Annotated in this window: 25 protein-coding genes and 2 pseudogenes; 4 read left to right on the forward strand and 23 right to left on the reverse strand. The window is 43.4% G+C overall.

Annotation, left to right across the window (positions count from 1 at the left end; genetic code table 11):
* The first annotated feature begins 383 nt into the window (after nt 1–383).
* Together WMO65_RS26650 and WMO65_RS11615 are read left to right on the forward strand one after the other, a co-directional pair.
* Nucleotides 384–1,539: pseudogene (locus WMO65_RS26650) on the forward strand (IS91 family transposase).
* A 45-nt stretch (nt 1,540–1,584) separates the two neighbouring features.
* On the forward strand, nt 1,585–1,770 hold the full coding sequence (locus tag WMO65_RS11615) for a hypothetical protein (RefSeq protein WP_148391533.1): 186 nt from the start codon (nt 1,585–1,587) through the stop codon (nt 1,768–1,770).
* Between the two features lie 173 nt (nt 1,771–1,943).
* Here the strand turns inward: WMO65_RS11615 and mcrC are convergent, their stop codons facing one another.
* The 15 genes and pseudogenes from mcrC to WMO65_RS11690 all read right to left on the reverse strand — a co-directional run bounded on the left by mcrC (nt 1,944) and on the right by WMO65_RS11690 (nt 17,025).
* The gene (gene mcrC / locus WMO65_RS11620; protein WP_256157771.1) at nt 1,944–3,011 is read right to left on the reverse strand and encodes a 5-methylcytosine-specific restriction endonuclease system specificity protein McrC; all 1,068 of its coding nucleotides are present in this window, start codon (nt 3,009–3,011) and stop codon (nt 1,944–1,946) included.
* A complete protein-coding gene (locus tag WMO65_RS11625; RefSeq protein WP_334304668.1) occupies nt 3,004–3,633 on the reverse strand; it encodes an AAA family ATPase in 630 nt (209 codons plus the stop codon). Before WMO65_RS11625 ends, mcrC begins: the two co-directional genes overlap by 8 nt.
* Nucleotides 3,634–3,666: 33 nt before the next feature.
* The gene (locus WMO65_RS11630; protein ID WP_330641552.1) at nt 3,667–4,881 is read right to left on the reverse strand and encodes an EVE domain-containing protein; all 1,215 of its coding nucleotides are present in this window, start codon (nt 4,879–4,881) and stop codon (nt 3,667–3,669) included.
* Nucleotides 4,882–4,895: 14 nt separating this feature from the next.
* Nucleotides 4,896–5,156, reverse strand: coding sequence for a hypothetical protein (locus WMO65_RS11635; protein ID WP_148391535.1), 261 nt, complete (start codon nt 5,154–5,156; stop codon nt 4,896–4,898).
* A 332-nt stretch (nt 5,157–5,488) separates the two neighbouring features.
* On the reverse strand, nt 5,489–6,439 hold the full coding sequence (locus WMO65_RS11640; protein ID WP_148391536.1) for an AlwI family type II restriction endonuclease: 951 nt from the start codon (nt 6,437–6,439) through the stop codon (nt 5,489–5,491).
* A 14-nt stretch (nt 6,440–6,453) separates the two neighbouring features.
* Nucleotides 6,454–7,500 carry a DNA adenine methylase gene (locus WMO65_RS11645; RefSeq protein ID WP_243128773.1) on the reverse strand — a complete coding sequence of 349 codons (1,047 nt, stop codon included), beginning with the start codon at nt 7,498–7,500 and terminating at the stop codon, nt 6,454–6,456.
* Nucleotides 7,481–8,308 carry a DNA adenine methylase gene (locus WMO65_RS11650; RefSeq protein WP_243128774.1) on the reverse strand — a complete coding sequence of 276 codons (828 nt, stop codon included), beginning with the start codon at nt 8,306–8,308 and terminating at the stop codon, nt 7,481–7,483. The genes WMO65_RS11645 and WMO65_RS11650 overlap by 20 nt, the downstream gene beginning before the upstream one ends.
* A gap of 27 nt (nt 8,309–8,335) precedes the next feature.
* On the reverse strand, nt 8,336–8,797 hold the full coding sequence (locus WMO65_RS11655; protein WP_148391537.1) for a DNA phosphorothioation-associated 4-like protein: 462 nt from the start codon (nt 8,795–8,797) through the stop codon (nt 8,336–8,338).
* Complete coding sequence (locus WMO65_RS11660; protein WP_148391538.1) at nt 8,798–10,906, reverse strand: AAA family ATPase; 2,109 nt, start codon at nt 10,904–10,906, stop codon at nt 8,798–8,800.
* Complete coding sequence (locus WMO65_RS11665; RefSeq protein ID WP_187370521.1) at nt 10,896–11,072, reverse strand: hypothetical protein; 177 nt, start codon at nt 11,070–11,072, stop codon at nt 10,896–10,898. The genes WMO65_RS11660 and WMO65_RS11665 overlap by 11 nt, the downstream gene beginning before the upstream one ends.
* The gene (locus tag WMO65_RS11670; protein ID WP_148391539.1) at nt 11,050–13,128 is read right to left on the reverse strand and encodes a DEAD/DEAH box helicase family protein; all 2,079 of its coding nucleotides are present in this window, start codon (nt 13,126–13,128) and stop codon (nt 11,050–11,052) included. The genes WMO65_RS11665 and WMO65_RS11670 overlap by 23 nt, the downstream gene beginning before the upstream one ends.
* Before the next feature lie 118 nt (nt 13,129–13,246).
* Nucleotides 13,247–14,815: pseudogene (locus WMO65_RS11675) on the reverse strand (AAA family ATPase).
* A complete protein-coding gene (locus WMO65_RS11680) occupies nt 14,778–15,341 on the reverse strand; it encodes an AAA family ATPase (protein ID WP_148391542.1) in 564 nt (187 codons plus the stop codon). Before WMO65_RS11680 ends, WMO65_RS11675 begins: the two are co-directional and overlap by 38 nt.
* Before the next feature lie 17 nt (nt 15,342–15,358).
* A complete protein-coding gene (locus WMO65_RS11685; protein ID WP_306799868.1) occupies nt 15,359–16,120 on the reverse strand; it encodes a helix-turn-helix domain-containing protein in 762 nt (253 codons plus the stop codon).
* Nucleotides 16,120–17,025 carry a hypothetical protein gene (locus WMO65_RS11690; RefSeq protein WP_148391543.1) on the reverse strand — a complete coding sequence of 302 codons (906 nt, stop codon included), beginning with the start codon at nt 17,023–17,025 and terminating at the stop codon, nt 16,120–16,122. Before WMO65_RS11690 ends, WMO65_RS11685 begins: the two co-directional genes overlap by 1 nt.
* Before the next feature lie 299 nt (nt 17,026–17,324).
* Here WMO65_RS11690 and WMO65_RS11695 point away from each other — a divergent pair, with 299 nt between their 5' ends.
* Nucleotides 17,325–17,792: a sigma-70 family RNA polymerase sigma factor gene (locus WMO65_RS11695; protein ID WP_148391544.1), complete on the forward strand. Its 468-nt coding sequence runs from the start codon at nt 17,325–17,327 to the stop codon at nt 17,790–17,792.
* Nucleotides 17,793–17,859: 67 nt separating this feature from the next.
* On the opposite strand, the gene WMO65_RS11700 is transcribed toward WMO65_RS11695, so the two are convergent.
* From WMO65_RS11700 to WMO65_RS11735, 8 genes are all read right to left on the reverse strand, one after another.
* On the reverse strand, nt 17,860–18,147 hold the full coding sequence (locus WMO65_RS11700) for a hypothetical protein (RefSeq protein ID WP_148391545.1): 288 nt from the start codon (nt 18,145–18,147) through the stop codon (nt 17,860–17,862).
* Nucleotides 18,148–18,208: 61 nt separating this feature from the next.
* Entirely contained in the window at nt 18,209–18,706 is a 498-nt protein-coding gene (locus WMO65_RS11705) for a hypothetical protein (RefSeq protein WP_243128775.1), read from the reverse strand.
* 42 nt (nt 18,707–18,748) lie between these two features.
* Nucleotides 18,749–19,120 (reverse strand): ParB N-terminal domain-containing protein, encoded by a 372-nt coding sequence (locus tag WMO65_RS11710; RefSeq protein ID WP_243128776.1) that lies wholly within the window; start codon nt 19,118–19,120, stop codon nt 18,749–18,751.
* Nucleotides 19,121–19,166: 46 nt separating this feature from the next.
* Nucleotides 19,167–19,898: a ParA family protein gene (locus WMO65_RS11715; protein WP_148391546.1), complete on the reverse strand. Its 732-nt coding sequence runs from the start codon at nt 19,896–19,898 to the stop codon at nt 19,167–19,169.
* Entirely contained in the window at nt 19,888–20,145 is a 258-nt protein-coding gene (locus WMO65_RS11720) for a SymE family type I addiction module toxin (RefSeq protein ID WP_187370522.1), read from the reverse strand. Before WMO65_RS11720 ends, WMO65_RS11715 begins: the two co-directional genes overlap by 11 nt.
* 270 nt (nt 20,146–20,415) lie before the next feature.
* Complete coding sequence (locus tag WMO65_RS11725; RefSeq protein WP_243128777.1) at nt 20,416–21,204, reverse strand: DEAD/DEAH box helicase family protein; 789 nt, start codon at nt 21,202–21,204, stop codon at nt 20,416–20,418.
* 12 nt (nt 21,205–21,216) lie between these two features.
* Nucleotides 21,217–21,414, reverse strand: a complete 198-nt coding sequence (locus WMO65_RS11730; RefSeq protein ID WP_033140458.1) for a helix-turn-helix domain-containing protein — start codon at nt 21,412–21,414, stop codon at nt 21,217–21,219.
* Nucleotides 21,415–21,517: 103 nt separating this feature from the next.
* Entirely contained in the window at nt 21,518–22,174 is a 657-nt protein-coding gene (locus tag WMO65_RS11735; RefSeq protein ID WP_148391547.1) for a TetR/AcrR family transcriptional regulator, read from the reverse strand.
* A gap of 258 nt (nt 22,175–22,432) precedes the next feature.
* On the opposite strand from WMO65_RS11735, the gene WMO65_RS11740 reads away from it, so the two are divergent.
* Nucleotides 22,433–23,479: an alpha/beta hydrolase gene (locus tag WMO65_RS11740; RefSeq protein WP_226441941.1), complete on the forward strand. Its 1,047-nt coding sequence runs from the start codon at nt 22,433–22,435 to the stop codon at nt 23,477–23,479.
* Nucleotides 23,480–23,489: the final 10 nt, after the last annotated feature.

A 23,489-nucleotide genomic window follows, 5' to 3' on the forward strand; every position in this document is an offset into this window, starting at 1 on the left:
TCAATAATCGGTGCCTTTTCCCCTTCAAAAATGGAGTACCTACTCCTTTTTCTGAACCTCAATTCAGCCAGGGATATTCTATACCACCCAACCATATTACCCTTCAATTTCTATCCCGCGCCGGCTCATTTCCGAGCCTCAAATCGCACCGAAATTATACAGTGCTGTCGATACTTCCGATATGGTTGCTCGTTTACTTTCGTGCTAATATAGTTGTAAATGCCTTAAAACATGGCGTAGTGCAAGTTAACAATTCTTCTGTTATACTCCTGTTTTTGACAGTTATATAAGAAAGTGCCTTCGGCACCTCAACTCCCCTAGCCCCTCATTCATGAGGGAAATTAGGGCTTGTTTTTTATGTCATCTTGTCACATAATAATTTCATGAATGTGATACAAAAGATTCTTAGGGACTATTACGAAATAATTGAATATGATTTAAAACCTAGGCCTGTTGTTTTGGAAAACATCGAAAAGGTCATCAACTGCGGCGCTCCTTCCTATGGCGGGGCCATGTATGGCTGTCCACATTGCAGTAACCTTAAGTTCGTCCCTTTTCGCTGCCATTCCAGGTTTTGCCCTACCTGTGGAGCTAAATATTCTAATGACAGGTCTACTGCTATGTCCTTCAAATTGATCAACTGCACACATAGGCATCTTGTCTTTACCATTGACGATTTCCTGCGCCATTTTTTCCTTGAGAACCGTGACTTGCTCAACTGCCTCTTCGAGGCTGTTTCTGATGTCATTAAAGAACTCTTCTTCTCCTTGAATCAATCCAAAAACTTTGTCCCTGGATTTATCTGCGTCCTTCATACTTTCGGACGTCCCCTCGAATGGAACCCACACATCCATTGCCTCCTTACTGAAGGCGAGTTTTCTGATGATGGCGTTTAGCGTAATGTCAACTATTTCAGTTATTCCTACCTCCGTAAATCTTTTCAGACCGTTTTATTAAATAGACTGAAAAAACGCATTGGCACCTCCTCGAAAGACAAAAGCAGACATTTACCATAAGGGCAAAAATGGATTTTATGTTTATGTAAAACCCAGTCTCTGCGACCCTAAATCCATTATTAAATATGTCAGCCGCTATCTTGGACGCCCTGTCATTGCACTTTCCAAGATCGATTCCTACGATGGGGAGAAGGTAACTTTCCATTACAATAAGCATGAAGACAACTCTTTCGTTCAAAGGACCCTTCCTGCCATTGATTTCATTAAACTGCTCATTCAGCATATCCCGGAAAAGAATTTCAAGATGACCCGGTACTATGGGCTTTATGCCAGACACCGGGAGATTGATAAGTAGCTTCACAAGGCTGTCCATAGATCGAAACACCGGATAATCCTTGATCTTAATACCTGGCGCAATCGTTTTCTGCTCACCATAGGTTATGCCCCTCTGCAATGTCCAAACTGCAAAAAAGAAATGCTCTTTCTTGAGCTGTATCATAAAAACGAACGGGTTTCTCTGGAGGAATTATACAAAAGGATAATGATAAAGCATGGCCTTTATCCCTGCTCCCGGTCTGCTTGACTTCTCTTCCCATCTGTTCCATACTGTTTTTTCACAGATTGGAGGATGATGCAAAAATTTATAGACGAACTCAGGCAAAAATATATCAAAGATCCACCAGAAGGAATGACACCCAAACTGGTCAGAAGCATAACTGATTCCGATTTATTGGATATGCATTACTTTCTAACTGAAGATGATGACCTTGGCGATGATGAATTTGAAGAAGGCTTCTATATTGAATTCTTTTAACCACCGCTTGTTTTTTATGCATAATTTTAATTTGCATTTTCATTAAAGGGTTCTCCGATAGGAGAACTTTCCTTTAATAAAATAAAGGCCCGAGGAGCATGTCCTCAGACCCTTACGCACGGTCACTCTCTTGTGAGAGGTTCCAGTGCCATTTGTTTTTATTATGAAATTGTCTATGCGACCTGAGCGCCGAAGAAGTCCTCAGCTATCTTATCGCGCTGAGCGGAAATGACCTTAAAGTCGACATTCAGATCCAGCGTCTTAGCACCGATCTGATTACCGCCCATGTTAAACATGCAGTCAGGTGTTATGGCCTCGTCCGTTTTTGCATAGAGAAGCAGCCCGGCCACATTACCGGTGTTGTCCTTATCCTGATTTTTGACGTAGGTAAATATCTGATATACATTTCCGGAGTGGAGCGTGTACTTATCGTACTGCTGCTGCAGGGTCCGACCATAATATTTGGCGTCAATAATCAGCATCTTATCACCCAGACGAAGTGAGATGTCTGTTTGCATTACAGGTAAGAACCGGATCATGGACTCGCTTGTTTCTCCGACAAGATCCCACTTGGCCTGCGCTACCTTGGCCTCCGTAAGATAGGAATATCTCTGACGGTAGTATTCCAGAATAAACTTCTCATACAGCCGCGCCATATGCTCATCCGAGAAGGCGGCCATTTTGTAGTCGCCCTTCTCCGTTGTCTGCAACATCCCATCCAAGACGAAGTAACAGATATTCATGAGCATCTCATAGTTCTTGTTGTTTCGCTGGTAATGAAGCCTGACCCGCTGTATTTCCGAAGGCTGTAACAAATCAATTCCGTCAAAGAAAACCAGCACCTTCTTTAATGCAGCTTTCCGCTCTGCATCCACGCCGTCGTCCCTTACAAGATAATGAATTGTCGTCTTAAGAATCTGGTTGAAGAGGTTGGTCTCCGACAGCTCATCAAATTCGCAAGCCAGTCTCGTCTTTCTCTGTATCCGATTCTGGATCGTTTCCTGCAAGTCCAGTTCTCCACGCATCACCGACAAGGTCTCATTCCTGGTAATGTACTCCCTGTAGAGACCTCGTTTCAGTTGCTGCGACACGCCCTTCGTAAAGATTGCAGCAAATAAAACTTGGACCTGTTCAAAATCCTCAGCGCTGACGCTGTCACAGTTTGTCTGCTTCAGAACCTGGAATGCGTAGGACAGCATGTAATATATGTTTTTGATATAGATGCTCTTATCTTTAGTCATCAAACACACCACGCAGGTTCTTTTCCCAACGCTGGAGCTTCGCCGGCTCTTCAAACCAGTACTCAGAGAGCATCGGCAAGATATCGAACTCGACGACCGAACGCACCCATTCGTCGGAACAGCCTGCTTCCTCTCTACCGCAGAAATAACTGTGGCCGATCTGGAACCCGCGTCCGAGAGAGCTATCCTCTGTGATCTCCTTGTTCAGCGCCTTGATCTGATCAATAAGAGCATTGAAGGTCTCATTGGCAAACGAATTCTGATAGTTCCTGAAGTCCTCGAAATTGAAGCCGGGCTCCATCTCAAAGAAGCAGAATCTTCTGCGGAGCGCATAGTCAATCATTGCAAGACTGCGATCGGCAGTATTCATCATGCCAATGATATAGATATTCTCAGAAACGGAGAACGGCATCCCGCTATATGCCAAGGTTACCTTCGTGCCGCGGTAATCCTTCTCAATCAGCATCAGGAGCTCGCCGAAGATTTTACTCATGTTACCGCGATTGATCTCGTCGATAATAAAAAAGTATTCTTTGTCAGGATGGTTTGCGGCCGTCTGGCAGAAACGATAGATTATGCCCTCTGTCAGCTTGAAGTCAGATCCATCCGGACGATAGCCCATAATGAAATCCTCATAAGAATAGTTCTGGTGGAGCTAGACCATCTCTATGCGACTGTCATCAACCTCGCCCATCATGGCATATGCGAGCTTCTTTGCTGTGAAAGTCTTTCCCACGCTCGGAGCACCTTGCAGTATAACATTCATCTTGTTACGGAGAAGCGCCTCCAAAACATCATAGCGTTCCTCGGTCATATAGACCTTGCTCAGGAAGTCCTCCTTCGTATATTTCTGTATCACGCTGTCCGGCTGCTTGAGCGGGTTCTCCTCAGGGATGATGTCCATGATAAAATCATATTCACCCTTTGTCAGCTTAAACAGGCTACCGTTCGGCTGCACAAAGAATTCCATTTTTGCCAGCTCGGAGCATTCCTTCAGGGTCTGATAATCAATTGGACTCGCAAGGCCCCCCGTCTTCTCAAAGTAAATCGCTTTCCCGTCATTGCCTTGGGTGATGCGACCTAAAGCAACAACCTTCTTTACCGGATTTGCCTCATAGCCTATGACAATATCCCCGACCTTTGCATCGAGGAAATTCTGAAACACACGCCTCTTATTTCCGTTCTCGTTATACAGCGTGTAATTCTGTTCTTCACCGATCTTGATATCTGTAAAACTCCAGATCTTCGGATTGGCGGTCAACCACCAGTAGCCACAGGAGCCGGCGACTACTTCAGTTGAAGCATACAGTTCAATGTCGCCGAGGCCCACCTGTTCCAGAGCCTTTGACAGCTCATCACGTAATTTCCAAACGTAGCTGCCTGTCTCATTCTTGTCGGCATACCGGCCAATATACAGGACGGGCCACCAACGGGCGTTGTCGTTATTCTCTTTCAATACTTCGCAGCCGGTCTTATCAACGATACGACGCGCCAGGGAAGTAGATCCGCTGTTATAAAAATTCTTAGACTCGCCATATTTAACAGAAAGCTGGGTGCAGGTAGCCTGGCCGCCATAGTCCTTCATTCTCTTCATAATTTGAAGGCTTCCGGTGGTGAAGACTGAACTATCCTGGAAAAAGCTAACCCAGTCATCGACACTCAAATTAGGAGAATAGTCCTTCGAGAACCACTCATCGGCTTCATGCTCGCTCTTTTTCTCTTCCAGATAAAAACGGGCAAGGTAAAAACCGACGTCGATTGTAGCGGTTTTCAGCTCCGGGTCAGGATAACAAGACGATGTCAATGACGGAATGATCATTTCCCTTATCGATAAATCCAGCTTGATTGCCTCACAGATTTCATCATACATCTGAAATCCGCCGATCAAGCTGTCTCTGACCCATTGCGCTTCGGAGCATAATCCGCTCCAAGCTCTGTCGCCGCAGCCTTATAAAGCTCATACTTGTAAATGTAATACTTGTCGGGATACCGCAGCCAAAGGTATGTGCTGATGACGTTCGTGTTCCGATAATGGTTTCTCCAGGTACCATCATCATACTTTACGCGGAGCTCCTCAGCCGCATTTTGAAAGGCATCAATTCTAACAGCCAGGTCAGTCTCCTCATTAAAGAGAGCACGAAACATCGCTCTTATTGCCTCATCGTGAGCCTTTGCGAAGTTCGTAATCATTCCACGAGGATAAGCCTAACCGGAAGCCAGCAGGTTATAGGTCTTATCCGTAGCCTGCTTGAACATTTCTCCGAAGTTCTCAGCCTCGATATCCCAGTGGTCCTGGAAGTGTTTTATTGCCTCCCACTTATATTTTTCATCGTCCCAATGGCTCGGAAAGTACGCCTTATACCCAGCGAGTATTGGCTTTAATTATTCAGCAATGATCATACGTTTCTCCTCGTTTAAATATACTTTCCTATGCCCGCCTTATTTCATTTCCGGCATCGCAACAGCGCAGACTCCTTTTACTTAAAAAAGAGTGGTGAGCCATTACACAATTCTTGGTATCGTTTTAACAAATTCTCATGGCTTATCGAATTCTTCGCAATTTCAATAATTAAAGGTTTATAATCGGGGACTAATGTAATTCCATTTCCAGCACTCTGGATGACACCTGTGGCTTTCAGGTAACGAATATTCATATCTGCATATTGCTTAAAATTATCTTCATCTTTGCAGTAATGCAACCATTCATCATGAATCAGCGTTTTATCATATTCATCAGTGTCTTCAGCATTTCTACGATCGGTACGGATCTCGCAAATTCTATTACAAACTTCAGAAATATTGCTCAAAGGATTACTGGTTTGGACACAGGTTGCAAATTCAATAAAGTTTATCCGATAGTCGTTAACCATGTCGTATAGCTTAAGCATCACCTGCAGCGTCCATAGCAACGGTGAAAAACTGGTCGAACTATCAATTGCTTCCATTGGAACTATAAGCCCTCTCAGAAAACACTCCTGCTGCATCTCCTTTGTAGTAGCGTGGTAGAATACCTTTCCTAACGGGGTGATGTCGTCTACTGGTCCGATTTCCTCCTGTGAAAAACCATCCTTTGATGTCACTTCAGGATATGTGAATCCAAATTTGCTAAATATAAGTCTGTACTTTCTGGTTATGCTTGCATCTTTATCCTTTTCTGGGTCTCCACCTATTGCTCCTTTATAAGCAAGCAAACGTTTAAATGCTCGTTGTTCTTCTGGCGTGCGAAGATGGCCGACCATATCTGATTCAGCATAAATTTTAAATCCCTCCGGTATGCGCCAAGGATTACGCATGCCGGTGTTGCCAATTAGCCAGATATCAATCTTATCTTTCACTACACGCTTTTCGACATTTCCATTTTTGTACTTTTTAATAACCGCCCAATCAGAATCGCTGATCTGCACTATCTCAGTCTTCGCTCTTGCCATGCTTTGCCCCCCCCTTAGTACCCTACGAAAATATATTCCTGAACATTATTGCGCTTCACGTTTTTTGTTGTGCCAAAAGAATAAGTGTGCTCCACAGGAGTAACCCTCACATTATTCTTATACTTTGAGAGAATTCTCAGCATCTGTTCCTTATCCGGCTGACTATTAGACGAATAAGAAATAACCAGTATGCTGGATTTATATTTTTCAAACAAGTGATCGAATGCTTCCTCTGCACCGCTTAATGTAGAAAACGGTGTAGGATAAGACTTAAATTTTTTTGTCTTAGTATTCTCCTGGATTTCCACTCCATCCCAGTTCCTCGCAAGTCCCTCAACAAAATGGTAACGTCGTACATACTCGTTATCTGATTTTGGTGTGTAATATGGTGGATCCATATATATTAGATCATAGTGTGGAAGATCTAAATCTAACGAATCGTGCCAAGAAGATAGATTGACTTTCCTATTGTCAAAAACAGCTTCATTCACAGCAACAGCGGCCTCGCGAAACAACTGCTCTAACGATTTTCTTAGATCTTTTCTTCCATCATCATATCTGTTACCTGTGTACGTGAAGATGCCCCTAGGGCGTTTTTTCATAATAGCTCTAATGAGGGCCGTCATTGCAATAGCTTTCTCATACGGGTCATCAAGCATTGAAATATTATGTCTAATATTGTCTATCAGATTATTGTCCTCGTCAGAAAAATAAAGGCCGGAAAATGTATCTGCAACAAAATGATCAGTATTATCGCCGGAGCTCAATATTTTATTGATCGCTTCCTCGTTTAAGCGAACAGAATTATTTTCTATCATTGCTTTAGAGAAAGTTGCGGCCATAGCCATATAATCATTACATGCAACAGCTTTCCCATGGCACTTATACATGTATCCTACCGCGCCTGAGCCCGAGAATAAGTCAAGGACAGAATTAAAGTGTAAATCCTCAGTGGCTGCCCATATACTTGAAAGCAGCTTATTCTTCGAACCCATAAATCTTGTTGGCGGATACATGTTTATTTGATCATTTGGATTTATCTCATTCATATGTTGTAACAATAATATCTTCTCCCGTTCGTGTTGACGCATCTTTAGAAATTGCCCTCTTTGTCTGGAACACTTCAATTCTATAGGGCTCATATAATTCATGGACTAATTGATGATTTGAATTCGTGAGCATCACCTTACATCCTCGCTCACACAGCATGGCTACATCAGCAGCCAAACGACGTTGATCTTCTAATCCAAATTGGTCCTTCGTATATCTCTTAAAATCAGCATACTCAGAAACCGGTACATATGGCGGATCGAGAAAAACAAAATCCCCTTCTTGGGCATACTCTATTAAAATGTCATGATAATCAGAACATCTTATTGTTGCTTTAGATAGAACCTGTGCAGCAGCCATAATTGTTTCTTCATCACAATAGTTAGCTTTATGATTATTAGAATAAGGAACATTGAATTGTCCCTTGCGATTTACACGGAATAATCCATTAAAACAGGTTTTATTAAGATAAATTGTCCTAGCAGCGGCCACGTCGCTTGCAAGGCTCTCCCATTCAAGAGAACGAACTTCATAAAATCTTTCTTTTGTGTTTTCCATACTGCGAAGGACCTCAATAACCCTGCTCGCGTTTTTTGCCAATTCTTTATACAGGTTTATGAGTTCGGGATTACTATCAGCGATAATCGACTCATCAGGTGCCAGCGCGAAAAATACAGCACCGCCACCTACAAATGGTTCTATATACTTATTGAATTGATCCGGCATTCTTGAAATGATCTGGTTCAATAGCTGTGTTTTTCCTCCAGCCCATTTCAAAACCGGTTTGGCTTTAATCTCAATGTCAGTGCCTATTGCCATACTGACCTCCATGAATCCTCGGTGGTTTTATATAAATAGATCATCATTCTCTGGATTGATCTCTAACTGGTTACTCATCAATATGCTTGCAAGTTTCACCAAGGTGCTTTCTTGCTTATTTGCATCTATTTCTGTTGATGCATCAATGTCCAATAATTGCAGCAAGATCGGAAATCCTCCGTTAGCATATGACGAGAATATTTCATACTTCTCATCACTCTTAAGAATGGACTGCTCCTTTGTGTGCGCATATGCAATTAAATCCATCAAATCATAATCTGTCTCTGTAAAGAATTGCATCAACACGCCATCGCTTGCCTGCTTTTCTATCGATTTAAATGCTTTATTATTAAACCCAACCACCGCAGAAAGAACAAGAATATCGCGATAAGCATCAAACACTTTATTTCCCGTCATAAGTTTCTGCATCATCTCTTGCTGGGCCGCGCTTCGTTTAATACGTAGCTTAGTATTAATATAGATCGACATTTATATTTCCTCCAAAGCAATCGGACCAACAGTAGAATGGTCTTCATTTTCTTCCTTAGTGAATTTATGCACAGTACTTACATAAGGGGAAATATACCCCTGAACGGAGCTGTAACTTTCCTTTGCTAACATTAGAATGATCTGATGCGTGAACAGATGAAGTGTTTCCGCGCTCTTCTCCAAATTCTTATCGAAAATATCACCAAACGGTGCGTCGATTAATAGCGGATAATTCTTTGTTACCTCAAAAACACCTTCTCTACCAGGGTCGTTAGCATAATCAAGAATAGCCTTCACGAATGCAAGAGTATTCATTTTGCTTTGACCGGTGGAGCTGGATTGTGCGCAGCTAATAATAGCGGTTTCTTCAACCTCAGCATCAGAAAAGCCTGCAGCCTTGAGGCTCTTGATTCTGCCCTGGGCCTTCATGTAATCCATTTTTTCTTTATATTTTTCTTCGTAATATGTAATCAGCTGGAAGCGCGAGCTATCATCGTATTGAACAATGTAGATTCGTCTGCCTAAACTATAGTCATCGCTCAACATCTGATACGCCGCTTGTAGGCGCTCGTTAATCTGTTGAAGCGCGGTCATGCGATTAATCTTGTTAAGCTGCTCCAGTGCACGAATACATTTTTCTACAAATGCAGACTCTTTATCGATGACTACAGATTCATCTTTGCTTTGAGACATTGCCGTCTTAACTTTTTTCTTGGCTTCCAGATCACGCTCCATAGCCGGTAATCTTTCGTCAATGTTCTTCATCGAAGCAGTTTGATCTACGATATCATTCTGAATTCGCTCGTGCCGTTTTTCAATTTCCTCCGCGGCTTCAGAGCCACTCTTTGTAATCTGTATAGAAAGACTTGCAATTCGGTCCTTTAGTTGCTTAATCTTTTCATTACAGCTACGCAGTTCATCAAAATCTCCCTTAACAGCCTTTTTCTTATCGGAACTCTGAATACGAAGTTGATGAACTTTTTCACCCATAGCACTGTTAATATTATCCGGCGGAAGGTTTTCACGTAGACTCTCAAGAGTCTTCCTCATCTCAGGGGTCCAGCTATTACCACAAATACATCTAGGGCGGACCAGAATATTATTTACCGCTGGAACTGTTAATTCTGCAGGAACATCATATTCTTTGAGTAACGTCTCAACATCAGCAAAAACCGGCTCACAGCACATTAGATACCCATCGCAAATGCTGACCATAAAGTCATGGATGCACTGAGTCTTATGATTCTCTTCTTTCTCCAGTTCCGAACGAGCTTCTTTGCGCTGCGCCTCTAGCAGTCTTGCCTCTTTAATATCATCAAGCTGAAGAGAGAGTTCTTGCGCCTGCATTCGAAGGCTGGTAATGCTATCTAATAAGTCGCTTTTCGTTTTCTTAGCTTTATTAACGGACCTTTGAAGATCATCAATCTCGGCAATAAGCGCTGAAAGACTAACATTTCCATTTTGTTTAGCAATCTTTTTTGCCTTCTTGTTCAGATTCCTTTGAATCTGTTCAAATGTAACCTTGCACTGCTCAATAAGCTCAACGTTAGTAATATCGTTTACAACCCCAGCAATTGCCTTTACAGAGGTCTCATCAACGGAGCTCAGTTGTTTCATGCGCTCACCATCGAACACAATACCATTTAAAATGGCTTTAGGTATGATTCTAGTAAGTAGTTTGTTCACTTCGGCTTCATCACGAATTGGTAAGGACAATTCATAATTTGGCTTGTAGTACCGAATAGATTGATACTCTTTATTAGTTACGCTCTGTGCGGTCTTTTTAAACTCTGCTTTTCTTTCAACAATGTATGTAACCCCTGCTTCTTCTATTTCTACCTCAACAGTACACGTTGCGCTCTCTCTTGCTCCACTTTGTATTTCTTTATAGATAGAGGAATTCAAAGAATATGGAGTAGCCTCTTTGTTTTTTAATGCTTTGAAATTAAAGCCATATAAAACCCACCAAAAAGCAAAAAGTAGTTCTGTCTTTCCGGCACCATTTGTACCAATTATGAGGTTTATGTTTTTCCCATCGTGCTCCTCAAAAGTGATTTCCCCATCCAGAAAACAGCGATAGTTTTCAAATTTGATTTTTTTAAACTTCATCTGCTACCACCTCTTCCACGATCTGAGTCACTTTTTTTTCAAGGTCAATATCGCCGTCCCTCATATAATCACGTGCGGCAGATATAGCCTCTTCAAATACGCTTTGTTCTTTTTCTGTAAAATGCAATTCATCTAGTACAGATTTAAGATTCTGTTTCGAATTCATCCTCAAGTTCCTCCTCTGCCACTCCATAAGCGTTCATTTTTTCGGAAAGAATAATTGAATTATCACTTTTATTCCGTGCCAATCGCGCATATTCAAATGCTCGTTTAAACTCATTTATCACTAGATTTCTAACCCCTAGTCCTTCAAAAACACTTTCTGGCGGGAGGGCAACAAAATCATATATGTAAGCCACCTTTTTTCCTGCCTCAGCACATGTCCTTAAAACACGTCCTCGTCTCTGTATTGTCTGGCGCTTTAGTGCATCAGATGCCATGATATATATTTTATCTAGCTTTGGAACATCGACACCTTCGTCAAAACATTTAATGGCAACTAGAGTACCATAATTTTCGTTTTCGAATTCATCTAAAACCTGGGCCCGATTAATCGTCTTAGAAGTAAACTGCGAAACTGTATATTTTCCATCAACAGCAAGTATTCTTGTAACAGAATCTATTATACTGTCATCAGTTTCGTAATCTTTTCCATGCCCGCAATACACCACTGAATTTTTGAAATCAAATAACTGATGGCACCGGCCGTTTACCATATCCCTTAGTTTTAATAGTTTGTTATTGCACTTTTTGACTACGCTGCTACGTTTCGTCAATATATCTGTAATTTTCTTTTGATCACGCGGTTCTTCGTTTAATGCATACATAACCTGCTTTGTGTAATTCTTATACGACTCAAAGTCCTCGTCAGACAAATGAACAAAGACTGGATAATAGAGATACTCTGAAAGATATCCCGCGTTGATGGCCTCTTCGATCGTATATTTATAGGTTTCAATTTTGTGCCCGGTAAAGTAGTCAATTATCTTGTCTGTTTCATTTGGATTATAGCGTTCCGGGGTAGCGCTTAAGCCCAATCTATACTTAAACCCTTTGGGTAAATATGATATCTGCTTCGGGCTTAGATTATGAGCCTCGTCCACAACTATTAAGCGAGCTGACGTCATTTTCGCTATTCGCTTATACGCTTTCGAGAAAAATGTATCATATGTTGATACCACAACATTAATTTCTTCATCGTTAAATGCATTGATCAGGAATGTGCTCAGATTGTATTCGGTTTCAGTCCCATTAGCATATCCGCCAAGGAACAAGGGAGAGATATTCTCATCTGAAAAGGCCTTCTCCCATTGCGTTTGTAAATCTATCTGTGGAACTAATACGACAACAGACAAATTCTCATTTTTTTCTGCAAGTTTAATGATGGCTTTAACCGCCGTGAACGTTTTACCTGTTCCCGTTGCCATTTCAAAAAAATGACGGCCATCATTATCAAGGAACTGACTGACTGCAATTTTCTGATAATCGTAAAGCTCCTTCTTTTTGCGTCCTCGTCGATTACCATTAAGCATTTTTTGTGCTGCAGTATCAAAATCTGGACTGATCTTATACTTGTGAAGCAGGTCCTCCTTCTCCGCTTCTGGGAAAGAAATGACCTTTAATTCATCAACATTATCTGCCCACAAATCCTCATAGTATTCCTGCTGTTCAGCTATCAATTCATCATCGCCCCACCAGGAAGCAAGAACAGTTATGTTTTCCCAATTCTTTCTGATGCCTGATACTGTCGCATTGGATGATCCCGAAAAATATATACTATTTCCCTCTGCATCAGAGAAAAAGCCTATCTTTTCATGATATAATCCATCCGGCATATAAGCCACTTTGAGCTCAATCCTTCCAGCGGCGATCAAATTCGTAATTACATCAAGTTGCAGTAAAGCGTTTTCATCAGTTACTGAGTCATTTACCTTTTCTTTTATTTTGGCTATGACATCAGATTCTTGTAACTGTAGACCATTATGAAAAATCCGAGCGTCTTCTTCGCTCAATTCCACGGAAGTAACCACTCGTACATTACCACCATGTTTTATATATGGGACCAGCCCGGATGCAAGTTCAGCAAGCGATCCAAGGGAAAAATAGCCACTGCCCAAATCGTAGTGAATGCTCTCTTTCAGAGCAGGAGCCATCATAACTTCTACAATATCAACCTTTTTTGTTTGATATAGTTTTTTCAGATTCAATTCAGAAAGCGCCACTCTTACCTCTCCTCCTCTTGGGATTTTTCATCTGTTAAAGTCCATAGTCTTAAAACAAGTCTTAAAGCCTTGTATTCCTATGATAAATATGGCTACACCACCGTCCTATAATCCGGACTTAGATTGCATTGCTCATCACCATTTTGTAATGCTGGCCCTGGCCCAGCTTGTCGAATATCTTCTCCATGACCTTTCTGTACTGCTCCGGGTCCACGGATTCCTGCACAAGGTTGAACCCGTCAATGAAGCTGTACTCGTTATCAATGTAGGAGAGCATGGAGCTGGCCAGATGATAATCGACATCGTCAATGCTCCCGTCAGGCAACTTCCTGATAAACTCTGCCTTGTTCTCCTTCAGTATCTTGTCCCGGATGTTGTTGCCATGATAGCCGCAGATCTCCATAAAATAGTACTGAAGAATACACCGGATCACGTTCAGCAGCGGGATGGAAGAATTGAGTTCCTTATATTCCGACCACAGCGCGGTATAGGCGTTCTGCACCGGGTTAACATTGCGAGGATCTTCCGAAAGGCTGTCCGGACCGTCAACGCACGGAGTAACCGTCGAATGGTTGTCCACCTTGCGGACCATGAAGAATGTCACCGTGTCATAGTGCTCGACCATGTTATAGGTGATTTCTCGGTGGAAATAAGCATTGTGGGTCAGAATGAATATCTGATTTATGTAGCTACCGGTGATGTCCGGATGCAGCAGTTCCACGTTATTGTGGCAGACGCTGATCATCTCCCGGACCATGGAGCTCACAATGAACAGCGATCCACTATCCATGCTGGTGACCGGATCGTCGATGACGACTATCTTGTCGCGATCGTCGGTTACATCCTGAATATCCGTTCCGCTGATAATAGCCTGCTCGCCGGCAGCCCCGCTTCCTTTTATCAGGTGGTAGAAGTACAGGAAGGCTATAAAGTTGCGTTCGCCCTCGCTGAGGCGGGTGACGAGCTTATTGCCGTCCCGGACAACTTCATAATGGTTCTTTACATTACGCTTCTTCCGTAAAGAGAAGCCCTGGAATCCGGAATCCTTAAGCATCGTATTGATACTCTCTTATGCGGCATCGGTATTGACCGTTTTCCCATTCTCGGCTTTCATCTCAGAATCCTTATCCAGGTAGCCCTGACAGATGCCTCGTTTCTCCTTGTCCAGACGGACCAGGGTCTCTGCATACTCCTTATCCTTGGCACAGGCATCAGCGACCTCATCTTTCACCAGGAAAGCCAGGTGCTCCCACAGCATTTTATTGCACTGAACCTTTGTCTCACGCTTTTTGTTAAACGCATCATTATTAGCCTGGATCAGTTTATTGCCGAATACAATGATTTCATCCAGCTCGTCGACCAGGGACTGAATATCCTGTAGCTTTACAGGGACTGCGGGTTTCTCCACTTTCTTCTGGCTCACCTGCAGATTGCTCTGAATGATGGTACGAAGGCGCTCCAGCTTCTCTTTATACATCTCCAGATCAAGGCGCGGAAAATCGTTACTCAGATTCTCATCCAGTACGCCGAGCATCTCTGTTGTGTAACTGGTATATGCAGACTGGAAAGTCGCGATGGCATCCACGCTATCCTGATAAGCCTCGTCAAAGCAGTCTCGGATTTCCTTCTCAAAATCGTGGTCTAAGAGCTTATGGCAGAAAGGACATATTCCATCCGCCTTCTTCATGCTTTACCGGAGTCCATCTAAGGACCTCCGGGCAGAAGGTTTTCTTGATTTTCTTACCTGACATTGCGCCATCAAACTTTTTCCGCACCTCTTCCGTCAGGCTCATCATGCGATCCTGGCTTTCTCCGGATGCTTCCGCACGAGCCTTCGTAGTGGCGTCAATCTCATCGTTCTTTTTGCTCAGATCATCGAGCAGCTTGATCTTATCTTTCTCCAGCTGATCAATCTTTTTCTGTATATCAATATTGACCTTATTGAGCGTAAAGACACCCGCCAGATCATCATAGTTGGAAAAATGATCGCTGATGAACTGCTGATCATAAACCAGCACATTGTAATCTTCTTCGCTCTGTCCCGGACGCCATTGAATAGCGTCTCCGCCATTTTGTATTGTTTCCGCGATAGTGGATTTTCCGGCGCCATTTCTGCCATAGAAGAAGTTTATAAAGGTAGGCGTGACCATCTCGCACCCGTATGTATTTTCTGTAATAGTGATCTGCTCAATCGCTGATTTTCTTTTTTCCATCAAACATACCTGCCTGTCTATTTTTCGTCGGAAATTTTGCCAGCTTTAAGCCACTCATCTACCTCGCTGATTTTGAATTTATAACGTTTCCCGGCGCGGTAATACGGTAGTTTTCCGTTCTTTATCCAAGTTCGGACTGTATCCGTACTCACGCTGAGATAATCGGCTATATCTTCAAGGTTTACCCATTTTTCAACTGCCATAGCTTCATATTCTGTGCTCATACTGTTCCTCCGCTGTCGTCGGTACATCACCGACAATAACTTCTTCTCCTCTATCAATTGCAATAAATTTACTTTCTTTATCGCCCAATGAACGCAATCCAGCTCATTGTTCTCTGGAGCGCTCAAAAGGCGCAACTCCTGCTCAAGGCTATTAAGGCGTTCCTGCTGGATCGGCTGCAGCTGCGTCGCCAGAACGATCACTGCATCTCCCTTAATCTGTATATCTTGTACGTATCCAAAGCCTGCCACCTGGCCCTCATCAGTATGATTTCCGTAATGATTCCGGATGACGAAGAGTAACGGAAGTGCCTTGATATCATCTGCCGCAGCCAATCCTGGCTTAGCATAAATATCTCTTATGGTTTGCTCTGTAAAATCATTAAGCGCTTGCTTCCGTGGAATCGCTATATACCCATCCAACGCACGTTGGTCGGCGACAAATAGGTTGTAGTATTCGGTATTCAGCACCGGCGGGATGTATGCCGCTGCCATTGTGAGTAAAGGAGTAATTCCCGCTCGGCTGCAGTTGGCCGTCTGGCCTTTTTTCAATTTCATTACTCATGCGACTCTCCCGAGTGGAAATGGTTGATCTGAGTATCGATCTTACCGACCTGCTGGCCGTTTCCATTCATAGTAAAACTGAAGACCACAGGATTATTTACCTGCTGGTATTTCTGTTCTGGTGCAGGTCCATTCGGTTCCTGCTGCTCGTATTCTGTCTGCTGCTCCGATTCTGCTGCCTCTTCCATAGAAGCGGTTTCATCGGTGTCATCTACACCTGGCTCCAGCTCAATATCCTTAGTGATCCTGAGCCCCATTTCTCCTGAATATTCACGTGGACCACCACCGTTCGGAGGGCACCAGGCGTCATATGTTTTTTCTCCAACTCTATTGTTCTTGCGGAACACAACAACATAGTACCAAATACCCAGAAGGAAAACCAGCAGATTCACTTTATCAAGGTCGCTAAAGGCGGCCTTTTTTGTTGTGCTGCCATCGGGATGGATATAGAACAGCTCCTCATCCCGAATGCTCTCGTCACTGTCAACAAGATCAATAAGCGCCTTTACAAGGTTCAGGTCCTTCTTTACGGCAATGCCTATCTCAATGTAGTCAGAGACAAACTGAGTCATCGCAGCAAAAGCAAGTCGATACTGTGTTTTAACCCGCTTATCGAAGGCTTTGACTTCCTGGGAATTACCCAGCGGAAGATACTCGCCCTTTGACAATTTGCACGACTTAAAGTCGTTAGCCTTTGTCTGAAGCGTCTCCTTGGGATTGTACGGCGCAGCATAATCCGGATTGATAACTGTAAGGAGTCCGATGAGGACTTCCGGATCACGTAGCCCATCACACTCGTCTTTATAATGCTCCCTTGTTTTCATCCGCTGCCGCAGTGCCTGCAACATCAGTGTGAAGAAGGTGCCTCCGCTAAGACGCGGATACTCACTGATTGTCACTGATTTTCCTCCGATTTATTTTCATTTACTGTCGCGAAAACACATGCGGCAATTCTGGCCAGTTCCTAACAAACCCCATTAAAATATAGTATATCAGAAAAGCCTGAAAATATCAATTGCCGGCGCATGAACAGTGTATAAAGAAAAAAATCTGGGATTTCAAAAACCCGAATCTTAAGAACCTTACGAACCATAGCAACTGACCTACCGAACGATTGGATAGCTCTTGTGAGAAATCACAAGAGCTTTTTCCTTCCTATAATTTCCGCAGAAATTTTGCAAATCGCAGAAGGAAAAAGATGCAAGACAAAGACAAGAAGTTTTATGTAACCATTGATGGGCAGGAAGTTGAGGTCAGCGAGCAGATCTACCATGAATATAAGAGATCTCTCTGGCGTGAGCATAAACGTAAGGAACGAGCCAGCAGATGCTATCTCGGCAACAAACGATGCACCGGCGACTGCAAGACCTGTCAGTACCTCAGGGAAGGCGCACCGCTCTCCCTGGACACTATGTTTGATGACGGCTTGGATGTGGCAGACGGAAGCTGCCTGGAAGATGTGATCGAGTTGAAGATGAAGATCAAAATCCTGCACGAGGCCCTGAATAACCTGGACCCGGCAGACCGTGATATCATCACCCTCTTTGCCGAGAGCAATTCGGATCGTAAGATTTCGGAGAAGTTGGACCGGCCGCAGACCACCATCTCGTACCGCCGCAAGGTAAACCTGAAGCAGCTGCGTAAGTATCTGAAAGACTGGGAATAATCCCGCATAATATCCGCAGCAACAACTGGAGCAGTCGGTCATCCCGGCTGCTCCTTCTAAGTTATCTCTATTTTGATTTGAGATGCTCCGGTCTTCCGGCCATCTGCCAAGCGTCATGTGCCTTGATTTGGCGAATTGCACGCTTCAGACTGGTTGCTCTCCCGTGCTCATGGTAGGGACGCCGGATACAGTGCTTATGAAAGCTGATGGTAGACTGCTCTGCCTGATAACCGCAGCAGCGCAGATTCCAGACATGATTTGTACATTTCGAGATCAGTGTGACGTCGTATTCGTCACTGCAGATAATGGTGAAATACTGCCGATCCAGCGCGGCCAAACTTTTCGCGTCATACATGGGCGCTCACCTCGCCACCCTCATACCAGGCGGCCAGAGCCTGCTCTATTATGGATGCCATCTATTCCGTGTCCATACCACTGAAATACTTATCACAGATCGTGTTCGGAAGCTTCAGACTGACACCTGCATTGGCGCTGTGCTGCCTGACGGATAACGCGTCGAGGATCTCTGCGATAGTCTCAGTGCTCATACTTCCTGCATGCTTACGAAGCTCCGATGCCATCTTCGGCTTCAGCTTTAACCCCTGCCGATCGATGATGTCCCATGTCATTCTCTGTTCTACCTCCGGCAGGAAGGACATGTCCACTGCTGCGAGAAGGGCCAAGTTGCCGTCATCCACCAGCTTCTTAAACTCCGGTATCAGCTGATTGAGCCGCAGCATTCTTGCTGCCGTCCTGCTTGAGAATCCATATTCCGCTGCCATCAGATCCCGACTCTTTGCACGGTGGCCATTATGACCACCGGACGACATCTTCTTTTCTGTCAGGACTTCGTGTTCCCTCGTGATCTCATCGTGGCGGAGATTTCCGCACATCTTCTCATAGTGCTCCTCCATCACTGCAGCCTGTTCCGAAGGCTTAAGCTCCGAAAAGGACCTCTACAGCACATTCGTCTCGATCACATAGACATAAGCTTCATCATCCGTAAGTTCTTCCTTGACGATTACCGGAATTTCCGTAAGGCCCGCCAGTTTTGCCGCATTCTGTCTGTTGTGGTCGGCGAGCATCTCATACCCTCGTCCCTTCTTCCGTACAAACACCGGGCACAGGACACCGTGTTCCTTGATGCTTTCTACCATGTACTTCAGCCGTTCGCCCTCATACAGATGAAACGGATGATTATGATAGGGCTGGTTCTTATCGACTGGAAGCATTTCAACGCCCTTCTGTCTAGCCACTACATCGCCGGCACCCGAAATCAGGTCCACGGCGGCGTCGAATATCTTTCTCTTTGCTGCATTAGCCTTCATTCGCGATCACCTCCCTTGCCAGTCCGATATACGCTGCGCAGGTCTTTTACGGAGCATATTCAATCAGTGGCTGGCTGTAATAAATACTCTCTCCGACCTTCACCGTATTCGGGATCTTATTCTCAAATACCGTCAGCTGTCCTTTGAAGGTCTCCTGTACTTCCTCAACAATGGTCTTGCTCAGGATCGTCCTGGCATCACATATCGTAAGAAGGATTCCCGCGCCCTGCAGCTTATTGTTGATGCGATTCTGGATCTTCGTCACGGTCTTCAGAAAATCCTGCAGGCCCATCATTGCCAGCAGCTGAGGATTGCCGGTAACGATCACATCATCTGCCACCGACAGCGCGTTGATGGTCAGCGCTCCCAGAGACTGACAGGTATCGATTAAAACATAGTCATAATCATCCTTTACCACATCGAGGATCGTGCTCAGGATTTTCCCCGTTCCCATCTCCAGCCGCAGCTTTGCGTCTACCGCTGACAGCATCATGGGCGCCGGTATGAAGTCAACGCCTTCTCTCTCCCATATGAATCGTGTCTTCTCTGGAAGATCTTCCTCTTCCAGTACGCTTATCATCAAATGCCCGATAGTAACCGGCACCTCACCTGTCTTCTCCACTCCGAAGCAGGTCGTCAGATTGCTCTGAGGATCGAAGTCGATTGCAAGGAACCGTTTCCCCTGCTCCGCAAGTGAGTATGCGAGATTGTAAGTGCTGGCCGTCTTGGCACTCCCGCCCTTCATGGCGCCTATCACAATACTCTGCTCATGCCCCATACCTCGCTTCCCGATCCGCTACGCACATCTGGCGCAGGCGCTTTTTCTCCTCTGCGAACTTCAGCTCCAGCTTATGAGTCTCTACCTCGAGGAAGGCCTTCTTCGCTGCTTTCTGTTCCTGCAATGCCTCATCCTTGGTGATGATGATCTTCCCGCCCTCGCATTTCACGAGCACCGGATCCCCGGGATTTAATCCCAGCACCTGGAACCAAATTCCCTGTATCCAGAGCATCGGCGCACGACTCACTTACCGTGAGCTCCCTGAATTCTTTTCTTGCCATATGATTGTCGCCTTCCACTCTGATTGTCATGAGGGTAAAAAATAAGGACCACGGATGCCATCACATCCATAGTCCCATTTCTCACACCTTTCCAAAGGCAGTCTGTCCCCGGAGACCTGGTAATCCCCTCTACCTTATGAAGTGTCAGGTTATTCGATTATGTTCAGCGCTGCCCATGATCTTCACCCACCCAGTAGGTCGAATAAAAATAGGGCTATGCCGGAAAAAGCCTTTGTTTAAGCCGCTTTTCGGTGTAGTCCTATTATCGCACAATCATCTACAAGCAAAATATCATAAAACTGTTTAGTCACATCTGATGGCGATAATACATCTGATGATCTAAGACCGTAAATGCTCTTGAAAATACCTTTCAGTGTCTTTCTGAGAGATGTCTGCGGAACAACAAAGCCAATCTTTTTATCCTTAAACTCTTCACTGTCCCGTAAATACTTGAGTAAAAAGATAGCAACGATCGTCTTTCCGCTTCCCGGCCAGCCGTTTACTACAATTGTCTGCTTCCCATCTTGCTTTAAGGAACCGATTATCTCTTCTACAGCGGTTCTTTGATCACCGTTCAGTTCCTTATATGGTGAATATTTAAATAAATCAGAATTCTCCAGTTCTTCCAGAGAATGCTTTACTATTTTTTCACGCTGTAATCTTCTCCAAAGGACCTGAAACTTTTCATCATACTCTTTTTTGCCATAATATTCTTTTTCAGCCATTCCGGCATTTTTGTTGCGAACCTCGTAAAGCTCATCTGCCGCAATATACTGAATGAGTTTTGACTCATAATCAAATGTAACCGACTGATTAAATTTTGAAGAATAAATAAAATGCACCTTATCAAAAATCTTCTTATCTAAAGAATTATGATGCTGAGACATACGGTTTTTTACATGATTAGATTCTCCAATATAAGCTTGCTTTCCATTATCCAGTATATAGAGCATCGGCCAATTTGACAGATAACTTTCCTCTCCGTATATCTGGTTTTTAAAGTCGCCTTCCGTAATTTTAAACATACTCATCTTCCTTCAAATAATGTCCATAATATCATCTAATTTACAATCCAGGGTCTTGCATATCTTGATCAATACGCCCACACGAACATCTTCATCTTTCCCAAGTTTCGCCATTGCATTGGTACTGATTCCTGCAGCTTTGATCAAATCTGTTTTCAGCATTTTACGTTCTTCAAGGATTTTCCATAATTTATTGTAACTTACAGGCATTGATCTACCCCCATTTTTGTATGATCCATAAGTCATTATTCGTATTTTAACATCTTGCGCAGATAAACACAATCAAAGAATTGTAAATTGCAATTTTCAATTATCATGCTTTTCCTATATCCGTCTGCTCCTGAAATTCCTGGTTTGACACCTGCAGATCAAACGTATAACGAAGAATTTCCTCTGCAAACAAATCCATATATTTTCTCTTTTGCTGTACATTTCCGATACATGAAATATCATTCGCTATTCTGTCTGTAATGATATATATCATCCTGGCTCTGATATAGAAATCTTCCCGCACTTCCGGATAACGCCTCTTCAAAAACATTTCCACCATGGCAATGAAATCTTCCTCTGCCCTGGATATAATCTCCTGTACCCTTGTGTTCTCTTTCGCGATAATAACAGAATCTTCAAAAAACCTATTGGTACCATCAAAACGTTCCAGCAACGAATTTAAATCCTTCAGCAGAAATTCCTTACAAGCAGCTCTGTCTTCAAATGCTGCCAGTTGGTCCAGCAATTCCTTCATCGCCTTACATGAGTTGCTGCAGTAATCCTCTAATAAAGCGCAGTAAATATCACCTTTATCCCGATAATAATTATAGAAATTACCAATAGAAATACCGGCAAAACGGACGATTTCTTTCGTATTGGTATTGTAATACCCCTTTTCCGCAAAAAGCGCATAAGCAGAATCCAAAAGTTTTTTCCTGCTCTCAATAGCCCGCTGCTGTTTCTTACGCTCTGTGCCCATTTTCTTCCCTCCCGTCGAAAATATAGAATATCATTAGTATACCAGTAAGAAAGAAAAAAGTGAACCAAAATTCAGAATATATTGACATCTGCTTACAAACAAGATATAATTAACCTGAACTATAGTTCAGTATTTTAGAATAAACAATATTTATTTTATAAAAAACAGCAAATAGGAGGGCGAAAAATGGAAATATGGATTATGATCATATGCATTGTCATAGCAGTCTGGGCTATATTTCCGCCCGGTCCGGGAAAAATGCCGTTATTCTATGATAATAACGGTAAGATTCTCCCTGACAGCATATCAGAAAAAACTTATATTGATGTAGACGGAGCAAAAATCGGACTGCTCATAACCGGAAAAAGCAGGTCAAATCCCGTTTTACTCTTTCTCGGAGGTGGCCCCGGTATACCGGAATATCTTCTGGAATACCAAAATCCCTCAAAACTAGCTGATATATTTACTGTGTGTTACCTGGAATATCGTGGTACATCCATTTCTTATAATTCTCATATCAATGTTGATTCCCTGACAACCGAATGCTATCTGTCTGACGCTGCCGCTGTAACCAAATATCTAAGAAACAGGTTTTCTCAAGAGAAGATCTATCTCATGGGCCACTCCTTTGGCACCTGCATCGGGATTCAGGCAGCATTTAGACATCCTGAATTTTATCATGCTTATATTGCCATGTCCCAAATAGTTAATCAATCGGAATCTGAGATTACTGCATATCAATTTATGCTTGAACAATACCGTCAGATGAACCATGGCAGAATGGTAAAAGCCTTTGAAAAATATCAAATCGCATTCTCTGAAATGGCATATAAAGAGTATTGCCTGTCACCACTGCGAGATCATGCCATGCACAATCTTGGTGTGGGGACCATGCACACTATGAAATCTGTTATCACAGGCATTTTCTTACCCAGCCTTCGGTGCAAAGTTTATACGCCTCTTGAAAGACTCAATATCTGGCGCGGAAAGAAGTTTACAGCAGCTTCTCCGGTTGGATCTGACCGTATGGAGTTTAATGCCTATGCTGAAGTTCCCTATCTTGAAATTCCCATTTATTTCTTTGGCGGCATATACGATTATACCTGTTGTTACTCTTTACAGAAAAACTATTACGAAACAATGAAAGCCCCGCTAAAGGCATTTTATACATTTAAGAACTCTGCCCACAGTCCTCTGTGGGAGGAACCTGTGCGCTCTATGCAAATCATAAAACGCGATATAAGAAAGGGCCAAAAGGAACTGTCCGACTCAGGCACATGCCATTTTCACATATCCCCGTCATAAACGCAGAAAT

The organism is Blautia caccae, from assembly GCF_040095955.1.
GTDB classification, from domain to species: Bacteria; Bacillota; Clostridia; order Lachnospirales; family Lachnospiraceae; genus Blautia; species Blautia celeris.

Excerpts from the sequence above, each read along its gene's own strand:
- WMO65_RS11655 (WP_148391537.1), bottom strand. The coding sequence starts at position 8,797 with ATGTCGATCTATATTAATACTAAGCTACGTATTAAACGAAGCGCGGCC.
- WMO65_RS11695 (WP_148391544.1), top strand. The coding sequence starts at position 17,325 with ATGCAAGACAAAGACAAGAAGTTTTATGTAACCATTGATGGGCAGGAA.
- WMO65_RS11635 (WP_148391535.1), bottom strand. The coding sequence starts at position 5,156 with ATGTTTCGTGCTCTCTTTAATGAGGAGACTGACCTGGCTGTTAGAATT.
- WMO65_RS11730 (WP_033140458.1), bottom strand. The coding sequence starts at position 21,414 with ATGCCTGTAAGTTACAATAAATTATGGAAAATCCTTGAAGAACGTAAA.
- WMO65_RS11630 (WP_330641552.1), bottom strand. The coding sequence starts at position 4,881 with ATGTATGATGAAATCTGTGAGGCAATCAAGCTGGATTTATCGATAAGG.
- WMO65_RS11680 (WP_148391542.1), bottom strand. The coding sequence starts at position 15,341 with ATGGAAAAAAGAAAATCAGCGATTGAGCAGATCACTATTACAGAAAAT.
- WMO65_RS11710 (WP_243128776.1), bottom strand. The coding sequence starts at position 19,120 with ATGAAGGCTAATGCAGCAAAGAGAAAGATATTCGACGCCGCCGTGGAC.
- WMO65_RS11715 (WP_148391546.1), bottom strand. The coding sequence starts at position 19,898 with ATGGGGCATGAGCAGAGTATTGTGATAGGCGCCATGAAGGGCGGGAGT.
- WMO65_RS11735 (WP_148391547.1), bottom strand. The coding sequence starts at position 22,174 with ATGGGCACAGAGCGTAAGAAACAGCAGCGGGCTATTGAGAGCAGGAAA.
- WMO65_RS11705 (WP_243128775.1), bottom strand. The coding sequence starts at position 18,706 with ATGGAGGAGCACTATGAGAAGATGTGCGGAAATCTCCGCCACGATGAG.
- WMO65_RS11650 (WP_243128774.1), bottom strand. The coding sequence starts at position 8,308 with ATGGCAATAGGCACTGACATTGAGATTAAAGCCAAACCGGTTTTGAAA.
- WMO65_RS11740 (WP_226441941.1), top strand. The coding sequence starts at position 22,433 with ATGCCGTTATTCTATGATAATAACGGTAAGATTCTCCCTGACAGCATA.
- WMO65_RS11615 (WP_148391533.1), top strand. The coding sequence starts at position 1,585 with ATGATGCAAAAATTTATAGACGAACTCAGGCAAAAATATATCAAAGAT.
- WMO65_RS11625 (WP_334304668.1), bottom strand. The coding sequence starts at position 3,633 with ATGGGCTATCGTCCGGATGGATCTGACTTCAAGCTGACAGAGGGCATA.
- WMO65_RS11640 (WP_148391536.1), bottom strand. The coding sequence starts at position 6,439 with ATGGCAAGAGCGAAGACTGAGATAGTGCAGATCAGCGATTCTGATTGG.
- WMO65_RS11660 (WP_148391538.1), bottom strand. The coding sequence starts at position 10,906 with ATGAAGTTTAAAAAAATCAAATTTGAAAACTATCGCTGTTTTCTGGAT.
- WMO65_RS11685 (WP_306799868.1), bottom strand. The coding sequence starts at position 16,120 with ATGAAATTGAAAAAAGGCCAGACGGCCAACTGCAGCCGAGCGGGAATT.
- WMO65_RS11665 (WP_187370521.1), bottom strand. The coding sequence starts at position 11,072 with ATGAATTCGAAACAGAATCTTAAATCTGTACTAGATGAATTGCATTTT.
- WMO65_RS11725 (WP_243128777.1), bottom strand. The coding sequence starts at position 21,204 with ATGTTTAAAATTACGGAAGGCGACTTTAAAAACCAGATATACGGAGAG.
- mcrC (WP_256157771.1), bottom strand. The coding sequence starts at position 3,011 with ATGACTAAAGATAAGAGCATCTATATCAAAAACATATATTACATGCTG.
- WMO65_RS11700 (WP_148391545.1), bottom strand. The coding sequence starts at position 18,147 with ATGTATGACGCGAAAAGTTTGGCCGCGCTGGATCGGCAGTATTTCACC.